Here is a 13,119-nt window from a genome sequence, read left to right as displayed (position 1 = left end):
TTGTCAAAAAAAAGAGAAGCCCCAATATACCATAGGATAGCTTCTCAACGCAATCAAGAGTTTGCCGTAATGCCAATCAGCCAAATCGCTCCAATGAGGAGCAGTACATTTAAACCGAATAAAAAAGGAATGCCAACCGTAAACGAACGGTGCATCGTCTTATGACGCCATACTTTCATTGCTATCCACGTTCCGCCAGCCCCGCCTATCGCACTAAGCGTAAACAACCGTTTCTCGGGGATGCGCCTGCGGTGTTTCCTGGCTCTCTGTTTGTCCAAGCCCATAATCGCAAAGGTATAGCCGTTTATGAACAGCAAATAAATGATTAATATAGATAAGGCAGTAACCATGCCACTCATCCTCTCTAGCTTTGGAGCTCTGCTGCCCAAGCCCTCATGGAATCCGTTAAAATTTACGGGGCTTGGCCCGATTTGTCGGAACAGCGGCATACGGATCATCCGGCCAAGAATGCTTCGGATATCTGCCTTTCAAATCTTTTTTCACATCGAAATAGGCATTTTCCCAAAAGCTTCGCAAATCGCGCGTTACTTGCACCGGCCGCTGCGATGGGGACAATAAGTGAAGGGTGACCGGCAGTTTGCCCCTCGCCAATCTTGGCGTGTCCTTCATCCCAAACAGCTCCTGCAAGCGAACGGCAAGCACGGGTGATTCTGGATCGCTGTAATCTACGGGGATACGTGAGCCGCTAGGAACAACGATATGAGTGGGCACCTGCTCGTCCAGCTCTTGCTTTTGCTTATAGCTGAGCCTGCCCTCGAGCAGTTGCGCCATGGGCAGCCTCTGCAAGTCTGACCGGCTCTTCATGCCGTAAATATGCGGCTTCAGCCATTCATCTACAGTATCTAAGAGCGCTTCGTCCGTAGCTGACGGCCAATCTTGGCCAGCTAGCGCCATCAGTTTCATTCGCGACTGCAGCTGCTGCGCTTGCTTGCTCATCGGCAGCATTGCAAAGCCTTCTTGGCGTATAGCTGAGAGAAGCGTATCTGCCACCTCGCTTTCATCCGGCTTCTGAAGGATGGTTTCCTTCAGTACGATCGTGCCGAGCCGCGTACGCTGCCGTGCGCGAACCGCTTGTGCTAACGTATCCCATTCGACGGCTGCTTCCTTTGTCACATAAGAGCTCAAATGAGCATTCAGATCTCCTAACTCAAGCTCTGCCGCGAGCCGTATTCGGCTCTCCGTACCGGCATCATCAAGCTCGCAGGCAGCAAGAAATGGCGATCTTGACAACGGCTGCAGCTCAGGCAGCACGGCTCCTCTTCCGCTTGCCAATAAATAACGTCCGTCGCTTCGACGCTGGGCAATCCGGTCGGGATAGGCAAACGCCAGGAGGACGCCAATAGGAGGTTTATCTTGGCTCTGGCTTGCGGTCTGCGCCTTAGCATACTGCGCGGCTGCTCGTTCCCATTGATCCGCCTGGGCTGCGATGCGGTATGCGAAGGGGATGCTTGGGTGATCTCCTCTGCCGTCCATTTTGGACAGCTGGTTTCGCCCCGTCAACCGGTGCAGCAGCTCCAGCCGAAGCTGCACATCGACATTGCGCTCTTGCGGAAGAAGATCCTTGTCGCTTAGCAAAGCTGCCAGTTCACAAGCTTCCCTAAGCATTCCGAAATCGGAAGCTTTCAGGATCATCGCTCCAAGGCGCGGATGCAGTCCGAACTGCGCAATTTGCGCACCTGCTGCTGTCGGTTTCCCATCCGCTTGAACAGCGTTCAACTGCCTCAGCAGTGAAATGGCTTGCTCGTATGCCGCAGTTGGCGGCGGGGTCAGCCATTCAAGCTCCCGAGGATCTTGAACACCCCAGACTCCTAGCTCCAATGCAAGAGAAGCAAGATCCGCTTCCAAAATTTCAGGTGTGCTTTGCTCCGGCAAATAAGGATGTTCAAGCTCGGTCCACAGCCGGTAACAGATGCCTGACGCTGTCCGGCCGGCCCTGCCGCGACGCTGATCTGCCGATGCAGCGGATACCGGGACCGTCTCCAGCCGCGTCATTCCCGTTCTCGGCGAAAAGCGCGGAATGCGCATCAGGCCGCTATCGACGACGATCTTGATGCCTTCGACCGTTAAGCTCGATTCTGCTATGGACGTTGCAAGAACGACCTTGCGGTTTCCGGGTGCGCAAGGAGCGATGGCCGCATCTTGCTTCTCCAGCGGCAAGCTGCCGTGCAGCTCCTCCACGCGAATATTGGCTGCAAGTCCGGACCCTGCCAGTAATCTGGCGGTTCGGCGGATTTCGGCAACACCTGGAAGAAAAGCAAGCACATCGCCCTCATGTGCGAGCAGCCCTTCAACAATGGTACGTGCCATGACCGGCTCAATCGGGCCAGCTCGCCTTGCTGCTGCATACTGGGTCACAACCGGATACAACCGCCCTTCGCTCCGGACCACTGGGGCACCCCCAAGCAGCTCGGCGATCGGCCCTGCTGCAAGCGTTGCTGACATCACGACCAATCGTAAATCCTCGCGTAACAGCTGCTGCGATTGCAAGCAAAGAGCGAGGCCCAGATCGCCGTGTAGGTGGCGCTCATGGAATTCATCAAACAGCACGGCACCCACTTGTTCAAGCGCCGGGTCTTCCTGCAGCATCCGTGTCAGTACGCCCTCGGTAATTACTTCAATTCGCGTCCGGGCGCTGATGCGAGTATCGAGCCTAACCCGGTATCCGACGGTTTCACCTGGCTGCTCGCCTATCATCTTGGCCATAAACTGGGCGGCAGATCGTGCAGCGAGCCTGCGCGGCTCCAGCATGAGGACCTTTTTGCCTGCAAGCCATGGCTGATCAAGCAGCGCCAGCGGGACGCGCGTCGTCTTGCCCGCTCCCGGCTCAGCAACGAGCACGGCATTGTTAAAGCTGCGCAGCGAAGCCAGCAGCTCCGGCAGTACAGCGTCAATAGGCATTTGCGTTGGTATCATGCGTATTGCTCCTTTACGGTGCTCCATCTTATTTCACGACGCGCAGCATTTGGACGACTGGCCTATTATCCCCAGGCAAGGAAGCTTCACTGCTCAGCAGCTGCGAGGAGCCGTCGCCGTCGAGAAAGATTCCGTCAACAAGCTTGCCGTCTCCAATGCTGTCCACAATAGCTTCGCGAAATACCGACAACGATCCCTTCGTTTTGCTTACGATTAAATATAATTGTCCTGATTGATCATAAGCAGCAGCGGAGCGCAGCCGGTCGTCATCCGGGAATGGCGCATGTTCTGCAGCAGCTTGCTGTATCCATTCCGCATCGTTGCCAAGGCTCATGCTGATGCCGCCTTGTGCCCAAAAACGCGTATGGTCCTTCACTTTGAGCTCCGAGGCTTTGCTTGCAACCTGCACGCTTAAGGAATCCGAGGCCCCATCCCACACAAGCGTGCCGCGCGCATATTTCACATTTTCAGCGCCCGTTCCGTAGCTGCCAATCTCTTTGTTGACAGGCAAGCTATTTACTACGCCGATGCTAAGCAGCTGATTGCCGTAAAAGAATCCGCCGTTAATGCCTACTTTGTTTGTAAGGGTAACGTTATTGTTAATCGTCTCCAGCGTTACATAGGCAGCTTTTGTCTTAAGCACATGAAGCTCCATGCCGTTTGCCGAAGTCTCCGAAAAGTATGTATAATGAAGTGCCTCTTCCAGCTTTGGAATATCCATCGCCGAACGATTGCCAAGCGCGATAATCATGAAATAAAGCATGACGCCCAAAACCATCAAAATGCCTGCTAATATACCGCCGACCGCGAACCACCGTTTCCTGCCCATGGGGGCACGTTCTTTCATGTCCATTTTTATTTAATCCCCTTAACTAACCTCATTTAAACCAACCTTTCGTCCGAAACCAAGCGTACATCGATAGTCCGATGATTAACATAACGGTGATCGTTGCAAAATACCCCCAGCTCCATTCAAGCTCAGGCATATTAACGAAGTTCATTCCATAAATGCCTGCCAAAAAGGTTAATGGCATAAAGATTGTCGTGATGACGGTAAGAGTTTTCATAATCGAATTCATCCGGTTCGAGTTGAATGATATGAAACTGTCCCTCAAATCAGCCGTCATCTCTCTGCTGGAATCCATCATTTCAGACAACTTGATCAAGTGGTCATAAATATCATGATAAAAAGCCAAATAAGGCTTCAGCCCAATAATGCGGTCCGTATTGGTCATCCGATATAATAAATCGCGCATCGGCATGATCGTTTTCCTAAGTCGCAGCAGCCTTGACCGTATATTGAAAATATCGCTCATCATCGTTTGGCTGCGTACCTCATCGTTACCGATTTCCATATCCAGCAGTTGGTCCTCCAGTTCGTGTACGGCAGGGAAATATTGGTCAACAAGCTTGTCAATGACGAGGTATGCCGCAAAGAGCTGTCCGGTCTCCCCGATCTTCGCGCTGGCCATGAGCTTGCCACGTGCTTCATTGATTTCCGGCGAAGGCTGATAATGAAACGTTACGAGAAAATGAGGACCAATGAACATATTAATTTCATTTACGGTTAATGTCTTCCACTCCACCTCATGAAGCACCAAAAAATGCACGTCATCATAATGGTCCATTTTAGGCCTCTGCAGTAAATGGTAGCAATCCTCGATCGCTAGCGGGTGAAAATGAAAGAACGTATCCAGCAGCCGGCATTCCGCTTCCGACGGGTTGTCAAAATCTACCCAGTACCAATCCAGCTCTGGCGATTTGAGATCCTCGAAGCTCAAATCCGACCGCCATTCCTTTTGTTTGGTATAACCATCTATTCGAATCAAGAGAAAACCTCCATTCTAAACACCGCATATTCCATAGGTAAAGCCAATGATTCGACTTGTCCATTTTACACGAAAAAACGACGATTGTAATGCCAGTTCATTCCCGGTCGTATTTTGGGCTGACTATCGAGCATTCCTCTATCAACCGGATTGGCATCTAGTCCTCATGCTGCGTTCGAGCCGCTTCCAGCACAGTCTCATAGACCGCTTCGCCAATGGCGCAGCCGATCGTTGTTGCAGCACCTGCATAGGCATGCAACGCATCCCAATCGGCCGCCTGGCTGACTCCAATGACGATAGCATCTGTCGTCGTGCCGGTTGCCAGCTGCCCGTTTGCTTCCTCCGTAATGCCTAATTGCTGAAGGGCTGCCGACTTTGCTTCTGTAGCCGTAATAATTGCGTTAACCATCGCTGATTCGCTCATCTGCCCATCGATGAGTAAAATGGTATTAATCGTACCCGCTGCATACGCGGAAAAGGTGCTGCGAGGCAATCCTGCTCTAGCCGCGTTGCGGGTGCCGACAGTCGTGCAGCAAAGCAGGTTGAACCGATCTCCAGCGATCTCCTTAATTGACGCATGCGTTAGTTTCGCTGCTGTAATGAGCCCAATCGTACCTACCGGATCGCAACCCCACTTTTCGCACTGCAAAATGAGATCACCTACGGGGTCATGACCCTGATAGGCCAACGGAACTTTCCAATTGACGATGCGGTTCGCATAGGAAAAACCTCCCGGGTGAACGGCACTGCTAAGAACATATACAAGTTCCGGCGTACTCGTTTCTATCCGATCCTCCTTCAGAAGCAAACGGACGCCGCTCCAAATCGTTGAATCATAATGGCTTCCGCTCCGAAAGGGCTGCGTCATTCTTTCTCCTCCTTAAAGGACTCAAATATCGAATCATTTGACACTAGTGCTTCCGCTTCGGTGCAGGCATGAACTGAATGCTGCTACCAGCTGTTCATTTTGCGCCCGCAGCTTAATGGCAACTCGGATGTAGGTATGGTTAAGTCCTGCAAATCTGGAGGCATCGCGGATCAATACGCCTTGCTTGCCCATTTCAAGCTGAAGCATACTGGCACTCAAGCCCGCCGTCTCTGGTATCTGGAGAAGCAAATAGTTAGCCGCACTCTCCGTAACCTGGAAGCCGATCTTCTTTAGTTGTTCGGTAAGCCATGGCTTTTCTTGTCGCAGCCAAGCCATTGTGGTCTCGGCAAACTCCGTTTCCTCCAAGACCGCTTCGCCAATGAGCATCGCTAGAGAGTTGACGCTCCATGGCACTTGCAGTCGCTTTAAGCCGCTTAGCGATCTTGGCGTTCCGACAATATAACCTAACCGAATGCCCGGAATGGAATAAAACTTCGTCATGGATCGGATAACGAACAGTCTTCCATGCTTAGCCGCTTCCTGTACTAGACTGAATCTCGACTCCTCCGGGACAAAATCCATAAAAGCCTCGTCAACGACCACATAAGCCCCATTGCTTAGCAGTGTGCGAATGAGCGATGGATCTACAAGCTGGCCGGTGGGGTTGTTGGGTGAGCCTAATATGTACAATGAGTTTAGCATAGCAGCAGCATCGGCATTTGCTTGTTCCATCCGCAATTGAAACTGATGATCGGCAGAGAGCTTGATTTCGCTCACCGCTGCTCCTATTTTACGTAAAGCATCTCCATATTCATCAAAACATGGGATCGCGAGCGTCGTTCGTTCTGGCTGAAGCGAGCGTACAATGAGGTCAATCAGCTCTGCGGCACCGTTGCCTACCACAATCGATTGCTCGTCAATTTGATGTTTTTCCGCCAGCTTCCTTCTTAAGCCTCGCACGGCAGGATCAGGATATTGCCCAATGACTGCTGCATAGTTGCTGAGTACAGTCTTTACGCTTTGCGGGGGTCCAAGTGGATTCATATTCGAACTAAAATCAACAAATTGCGCTGCGGGCATGCCGAAAGCTTCCTCTGCGGTACGCAAGTCGCCACCATGGCCATATCTTTCCAACATGGTTGCTTACCCCTCCTTTTTCATTGATTATGTATCCATACGATGATTGCAAACAGCAATGCCGCTTCAACCGCTTCATTCATTGCCCCGTAGGTATCGCCAGTCAAACCGCCCAGCTTTCGGTGCAGCCAGGCTGCCAGCAGTCCGCCGCAGATCATCGTTACCAAACTGAGCAGCAGCAGCCAAATGAATGAAGTAGTAAGCTCCATCCCTGCCAGCCAAAAAACAATGCAAGTAACTGCCCCGGACACTAGAAAAGAAGCGCAGGCCTGATGGCATTTAACCTCATTAAATAAAACGCCCATCCCTTCATTCTTGCGTGCATTCGGCCAGAAAGCAATTGCTGCGCCCATCCACGCCCTGCTCCATACCGGACCGCAAACAAGCAGCGGCCAATACATGCCGAACTGATTTCCCTTGTATAGCTCAGCTAGCAACGAAGCTTTAAATAATAGCAGCAGTATGGCAGCCAAAACACCCAAAGCTCCAACTCTGCTATCCTTCATAATTTCGAGCATGCGCTCGCGAGAGCGGTGGCTAAGAACGCCGTCTGCGGTATCCATCCAGCCATCAAGATGCAGCCCCCCGCTTAAAGCTGTCCATAGGGCAAGAATAAGAATCGCAGCCGGCCATGCCGGAATATACGGAGCAAGCAGCCAGGAGGCAACGGCAAGGCAGGCGCCGATGAAAGCTCCTGCAAGCGGGAAATAGAGGATGCTTCTGGATAGAACCGGACCGTTAAATGGAACAGCAATCGGAATTTTGACACGCGTTAGAAATTGAAAAGCCGCGACAAACGCTTGCAGCTGCAGCTTTATCTCATGACGAACCATGCGGCAATCACTCCCATAAATAAAATCACGCTTACGCTATACAGAAGACGAACCGTAAGCACGATATCGTGAGGCTGCAGCTCACGTGTAGGCCAGCCCATTCTCGCTCGTTCACTCGGAACACCAAAATATAGATTTGTTCCTCCGAGCTCAATGCCTAGCGCACCCGCAACCGCGGATTCGGGAATGCCGCTGTTCGGACTTGGATGGAGATGCGCAAAGGCCACAATAGCTTTAAAGGATTGCTTAGCGCTCATCTGACGATACGCCATTGCTGAAATCGTAAGCATTACGCCTGTTAGGCGCGCAGGAATATAGTTAAGCCAATCATCCGTTCTTGCCGAGCACCAGCCAAAATCCCTATATTTGTCATTCCGATAGCCGACCATAGAATCCAGCGTGTTAGCTGCCCTATACAGCATGGCAAACGGCGCCCCGCCAATCAGAGCGAACAATAAAGGGGATACTAAAGCATCTACCGTGTTCTCCGCTACCGTCTCGACAGCGGCACGCGAAGATTCATGCTCATTCAAGCTTTCCGTATCCCGCCCGACGATGTAGCCCACGTATTTTCTGGCTTCGTCGAGCCTGCCCTCGATGAGGGGAGCATAGACAAGCAATGCCGCTTCCTTCAAGCCCTTAACAGCCAGCGTGGTCGATATGAGCCAAGCGCTAACCGCATAACCAATCCAAGGATGCAAGGCATCGGCTGTCCATACAAGCAGCCAGGTTACGCTCCAACTCATTAATAATGTGATAACCATCAAAGCAGTACCTAAAGCCTTGACAACTGTTTGCTGGTCTTTGAACCTTTCCGGGGCAAGTCTGCGCTCCAAAGACCGGATCAGCCTTCCTATCCAAATCACTGGATGAGTCGGCCATTTCGGATCGCCAACGATCCAGTCAATCGCAATCGCCGCTGCGGCAAGCAGCAGCAGTTCCTTCAGCGAATAAATGATCATAACTGTTCCCACCTGAAGGCTTGCGATTTGAGTTCTAATGGAATTCCGGCAGTTACTAGAAAGACGCGATCGCACAAAGAGGCTATCCGCTGATTGAGCCGACCCGCTTCGTCCCGGAATATCCGTCCGAGCGGATAAGCCGGAACGATGCCATCACCAACCTCATTCGTAACCATTAGCAATGGAAACGGATAGTGATGTATGGCATCTATTAAATTTTCAATTTCAATCGCCAGACGCTTATCAGCAGGCGGTTGTTGTTCGTCAAGCAAAAGCCAATTCGTCAGCCATAAGGTCAAACAATCAAGCAGCACAACGGGCGGCTCGATGCCGGCCTCAAGCTCCAAAGCAAATTGCCTTGCAAATTGCGGTAGAAGGCTTGCCGCATCATAGGCTTCCTCTCTCGTCTCCCATTTAAATCCGGACTCGTCACGATCCAGCTGATGCTTAAGGGTTCGTTCCCGCATCTCATCATCATACGGCTGACAAGTGGCGAGATAGATGCCTCGCGAAGCAACGCGCATCGCGTATTGCTCCGCAAAGCTGCTCTTTCCGCTGCGGGCTCCGCCGGTTACCAGTATTGCCATTGATCCTCACCTATTCCTTGGAGACGCCTGCACTCTCAAACGTGGCCATCTCTTGCATGAGATGGAGCGCAGCATCGATAAAATGAAAACATAAGACAGCTCCCGTACCTTCGCCAAGACGCATCTCGAGCTGCATCATCGGCGATAGGCCAATCGATTCAAGCAGCCTAGCATGCCCTTGCTCCTGCGACAGATGGGAAGCGATCATATAAGGCAGCGACTGCTTCGCAATTCGTGAAGCGATGAGTGCAGCAGTAGACGAAATATAACCGTCAATCACAACGGGACAGCCGTTTGCAGCAGCGCCGATGATAACGCCGACTAGCCCTGCAATTTCCGCGCCGCCTAATTTGGCTAGCACATCAATTGGATCGCTAGCATCAGGCTTGTTCACGGCAATCGCACGCTTCACTACTTCTACCTTGTTTGCCCAGCTTTCGTCATTAATGCCTGTGCCTCGCCCCACGGACTCTTCAGGCGACATGCCTGTCAATACGGTAGTTAGCGCAGCGCTTGCTGTCGTATTTCCGATGCCCATCTCACCTGTCGCAAACAAACGGCAGCCTCGCCGCACCTGCTCTTGAACAATCTCGATCCCAACCAAAATAGCTTCAAGCGCTTCCTCGCGCGTCATGGCAGCCTGCTTCGCCATATTGGCCGTGCCGCGAATCACTTTACGGCTGACTAGCTGCTCATGCGCCAAATCCGCATTCACGCCAATATCAACACAGACCACTTCAGCTCCTGCTTGCCGGGCAAGCACATTGACCGCCGCTCCGCCGTTCAGAAAATTCAAAACCATCTGCGGAGTAACCGCTTGCGGAAACGCGCTTACGCCTTCCTCGCAAACGCCATGGTCACCTGCCATCACAATAACCGATTTGCGCGACAGGTCCGGCCATAAACGACCTGAAATACCCGCGAGCTGAATTGCGATGGCCTCTAGCTTTCCTAAGCTCCCTGGCGGCTTTGTCAAATGATCGGAGTGCTGCAGCGCCGATGCTGCGGCCTCGTCATGAAACGGCTTTATTCGGTTAGCCGTCTCGATTAACCGGATGTACAACTCGTTACCCATTCTGGATTGCCCCTTCATCTCTGCATGATTAAGTCAAAAATTAACGTTTGGTTGAAGCATAATTTGCGGTACACCCGTCGCCGGATGTGTAATTATCGTTGTTTTGGTCTCGTATACTTGCTCTATTAGCGCGGATGTCAGTACGTCGTGCGGAGCCCCGGCAGCCGCTACTTTTCCTTTATGCAGCACAAGAAGCTCGTCGCAATAAAGGGAAGCCAGATTGAGGTCATGAAGCACAGCAATCACTGTCAGATCACGTGCCTGCTGCCAAGCTCGAACCGTATCTAGCAGCTGTACCTGAAATCCGATGTCGAGATAGGTCGTCGGCTCATCTAGCAAAATTATGGACGGCTCTTGTGCCATCAGCTTGGCAAGGGCCACACGCTGCCGTTCGCCGCCGCTTAGCTGGTCCATTTTGCGGTTCGCTAGCTCTCCTAGCCCCATAGCTGACAAAGCTTCGTCAATGATCTGGTCGGCATCCTGTTCATCCCCTCCGAGCCAGCTCTGAAAAGGATATCTGCCCATGCTGACAACTTCCCTGACAGAGAAGCCAACGGGCGGCAATCCGCTCTGCTGAAGTACAGCCATTTGTTTGGCGAGCTGCTTCCTGGGATACGCCGAAATCCGTTGTCCGTCCAGCATCACTTTACCAGCTTTCGGCTGTTCCACGCCGGACAATAGATGCAGCAGCGTCGATTTGCCGACGCCATTTGGGCCAATCACGCCATACATGCGCCCTTTCTGGAATGAACAGGATAAACCATTCAGTACAGTTCTTCCTTGTACCGTTTGCACAATGTCCTGTGCCTCAATCATAATGGGCCTCCCGTCTTCAGCTTCCTTCTGTGCAGCAAATAGGCAAAAAAAGGAGCACCGATGAGCGCCGTAACGACACCTAGCGGAATTTCCCTAGGAGTCAGCGCCATACGGGCAAGCGTATCCGCCCAAAGCACAAATATGCCGCCACCGATTGCGGATAACGGCGTAATTAACCGGTAATCCGGGCCCACCATCAAGCGGATCAAATGCGGAACCACCAGTCCAACGAAACCGATAACTCCAGAAACAGATACGGCAGCGGCCGTAAGAAGAGTCGAGCTGATGAGTATAATCAGCTTTGTTCGTTCGACTCTTACGCCGAGATGCGCAGCATGCCTCTCGCCAAGTACAAACAAATTAAGAGATTTGCCATAGACGAGCAATAGCGGAAGTCCAAGGGCAAGAAAAGGAATAAGCATATAAACATTGTCCCAGCTCCGCATGGCCAGCGATCCCATCAGCCAAAACAAAATTTGATTGACGACGCCTTCCGATAGAGAGACCATAAACGAAACAAAAGCGCCTAAAAACGATTGGATAATGACACCGGAAAGAATTAGCGTTTCAATCTGCATCACTCCTTTATCCCGCGACAGCCAGAAAACACCCAGCAGCGTAACCGTTCCCGTTGCAAAAGCAACAAGAGGAATCGTCCACAAGCCAAGTGCCGTCTGCAATCCGAATAAAATGATGAACGCGGCTCCAACAGAGCTGCCTGATGCTACGCCGAGAGTGTAAGGATCAGCAAGGGGATTGCGAAGCACGCCTTGAAAGCCTGTCCCTGCAAGGGCAAGACAGGCGCCAACAAGAACGGCAAGCCACACCCGCGAGAGCCGCACCTGCGTTACGATGGCGATTTCACCAGGGGAATAAGACACCGGCTGATCAGCTAGCCAAGGCAGTTGATGAAGCAGAATTCCCCAGACGTCCCTGATCGAAATGCCCGCCGATCCAATGGATAAACTGATAACGATAGAAATAGCAAGAAGGAGCATAGCTGCTCCTCCATACCAAACTAATTTATAGGTCATGAGATTATTTTACGAGATCCGGGTGAATGACCTGCGCAAGCTCGAGTAATCCATCGGCAAGCCGCGGTCCTACGCGTACAAGCGGATCTTCGGTCACCGCGTGCATTTGCTTGTTCTTCACCGCATCGATGGCTTCCCAGCCTGGACGGCTCTCGATGCCCGCAACGATCGGATTCGGGTCCTCCTTTAGATTAGGATAGATAATAAGCTCCGGATTTTGCTGAACGACATCCTCAGCGTTTACTTCATACCAGCCCGGCGATGTACCAGCGATATTCGTCCCGCCTGCCAAGGTAATCAGCTCATCCAAGAACGTTCCCGAGCCAACTGTCCATCCGGCTGAGAATTCTAGATAAACCTTCTTTTTCCCAGCATCCTTAACCGCTTCCGTTACTTGCTTCTTAACCTCGCGCATATGCTCGGCAACTGCGGCTGCTTCGGACGGTTTATTCATAATATGACCTAAATTTTCGATTTTGGCAATAACCGCATCATAGGTCAATGGATCGGTCGCATAAACGGTAATGTTCAGCTCGCGCAGCTTTGTGATAGCCTCTGCGTTCATGGAAGAGGAAGCAAGTACAAGGTCAGGCTCTAGCGCAGTTACTGCTTCGATATTAATGGTCATGTCCCCTATCTTCGCCTTGTTAGCCGCATCCTCTGGGTAGTTGCTGTATTCATCCACGCCTGCGACTTGCTCACCTGCGCCAATGGCATATATAGCTTCTGTTTCACTAGGCGCTAGCGTAACAACCTTTAAAGGCTCTTTGCTAATGGTGATCTCTACGCCCGTATCATCCTTCAACGTAAGCGGATAATGCGCTTCTGTTTCCACTTGAGCATTTGTCGCGGACGGTTTGCTATCTTCCTTCACCGTTCCGCAGGCGGCCATAACTACTAGCAGCATCGTCAGCAGCAAGCCGAAAAGCAGCTTCTTCATGGTGCGATTCATTCCGTTCATCTTTTCTCTTCACTCCTATAGGATGTTTTTCGTATATAAAAAAAAGCACTTCTGGCATAGATGCCAGAAATACTGTTATACGC

Annotated in this window: 13 protein-coding genes; all 13 read right to left on the bottom strand. The window is 51.7% G+C overall.

What is annotated here, in order from left to right:
* Window positions 1–53: 53 nt before the first annotated feature.
* The 13 genes from FJQ58_RS28285 to FJQ58_RS28225 all read right to left on the bottom strand — a co-directional run bounded on the left by FJQ58_RS28285 (window position 54) and on the right by FJQ58_RS28225 (window position 13,036).
* Window positions 54–350: a DUF1294 domain-containing protein gene (locus FJQ58_RS28285; protein WP_139998588.1), complete on the bottom strand. Its 297-nt coding sequence runs from the start codon at window positions 348–350 to the stop codon at window positions 54–56.
* Between the two features lie 55 nt (window positions 351–405).
* Window positions 406–2,934 carry an ATP-dependent helicase HrpB gene (hrpB, locus tag FJQ58_RS28280; RefSeq protein WP_139998586.1) on the bottom strand — a complete coding sequence of 843 codons (2,529 nt, stop codon included), beginning with the start codon at window positions 2,932–2,934 and terminating at the stop codon, window positions 406–408.
* Between the two features lie 28 nt (window positions 2,935–2,962).
* On the bottom strand, window positions 2,963–3,787 hold the full coding sequence (locus FJQ58_RS28275) for a hypothetical protein (protein WP_139998584.1): 825 nt from the start codon (window positions 3,785–3,787) through the stop codon (window positions 2,963–2,965).
* A gap of 25 nt (window positions 3,788–3,812) precedes the next feature.
* Window positions 3,813–4,763, bottom strand: a complete 951-nt coding sequence (gene corA, locus FJQ58_RS28270) for a magnesium/cobalt transporter CorA (protein WP_139998583.1) — start codon at window positions 4,761–4,763, stop codon at window positions 3,813–3,815.
* 157 nt (window positions 4,764–4,920) lie between these two features.
* Window positions 4,921–5,631 carry an adenosylcobinamide amidohydrolase gene (locus FJQ58_RS28265; protein ID WP_139998581.1) on the bottom strand — a complete coding sequence of 237 codons (711 nt, stop codon included), beginning with the start codon at window positions 5,629–5,631 and terminating at the stop codon, window positions 4,921–4,923.
* A gap of 33 nt (window positions 5,632–5,664) precedes the next feature.
* Complete coding sequence (gene cobD, locus FJQ58_RS28260) at window positions 5,665–6,768, bottom strand: threonine-phosphate decarboxylase CobD (protein WP_139998579.1); 1,104 nt, start codon at window positions 6,766–6,768, stop codon at window positions 5,665–5,667.
* Window positions 6,769–6,788: 20 nt separating this feature from the next.
* A complete protein-coding gene (gene cobS, locus FJQ58_RS28255) occupies window positions 6,789–7,601 on the bottom strand; it encodes an adenosylcobinamide-GDP ribazoletransferase (protein WP_139998577.1) in 813 nt (270 codons plus the stop codon).
* Window positions 7,583–8,563: an adenosylcobinamide-phosphate synthase CbiB gene (cbiB, locus tag FJQ58_RS28250; RefSeq protein WP_139998575.1), complete on the bottom strand. Its 981-nt coding sequence runs from the start codon at window positions 8,561–8,563 to the stop codon at window positions 7,583–7,585. The genes cobS and cbiB overlap by 19 nt, the downstream gene beginning before the upstream one ends.
* On the bottom strand, window positions 8,560–9,150 hold the full coding sequence (cobU, locus tag FJQ58_RS28245) for a bifunctional adenosylcobinamide kinase/adenosylcobinamide-phosphate guanylyltransferase (protein WP_139998574.1): 591 nt from the start codon (window positions 9,148–9,150) through the stop codon (window positions 8,560–8,562). The genes cbiB and cobU overlap by 4 nt, the downstream gene beginning before the upstream one ends.
* A gap of 10 nt (window positions 9,151–9,160) precedes the next feature.
* Window positions 9,161–10,225: a nicotinate-nucleotide--dimethylbenzimidazole phosphoribosyltransferase gene (cobT, locus tag FJQ58_RS28240; protein WP_139998572.1), complete on the bottom strand. Its 1,065-nt coding sequence runs from the start codon at window positions 10,223–10,225 to the stop codon at window positions 9,161–9,163.
* Window positions 10,226–10,258: 33 nt separating this feature from the next.
* Window positions 10,259–11,041 (bottom strand): heme ABC transporter ATP-binding protein, encoded by a 783-nt coding sequence (locus tag FJQ58_RS28235; RefSeq protein ID WP_139998570.1) that lies wholly within the window; start codon window positions 11,039–11,041, stop codon window positions 10,259–10,261.
* A complete protein-coding gene (locus FJQ58_RS28230) occupies window positions 11,038–12,075 on the bottom strand; it encodes a FecCD family ABC transporter permease (protein ID WP_139998568.1) in 1,038 nt (345 codons plus the stop codon). Before FJQ58_RS28230 ends, FJQ58_RS28235 begins: the two co-directional genes overlap by 4 nt.
* A 4-nt stretch (window positions 12,076–12,079) precedes the next feature.
* Window positions 12,080–13,036, bottom strand: coding sequence for an ABC transporter substrate-binding protein (locus FJQ58_RS28225; protein ID WP_139998565.1), 957 nt, complete (start codon window positions 13,034–13,036; stop codon window positions 12,080–12,082).
* Window positions 13,037–13,119: the final 83 nt, after the last annotated feature.

It is taken from the genome of Paenibacillus paridis, assembly GCF_006345825.1.
GTDB classification, from domain to species: Bacteria; Bacillota; Bacilli; order Paenibacillales; family Paenibacillaceae; genus Pristimantibacillus; species Pristimantibacillus paridis.
The sequence above is the reverse complement of the archived record's forward strand: the minus strand, read 5'-3'. Positions and strand labels throughout refer to the sequence as shown.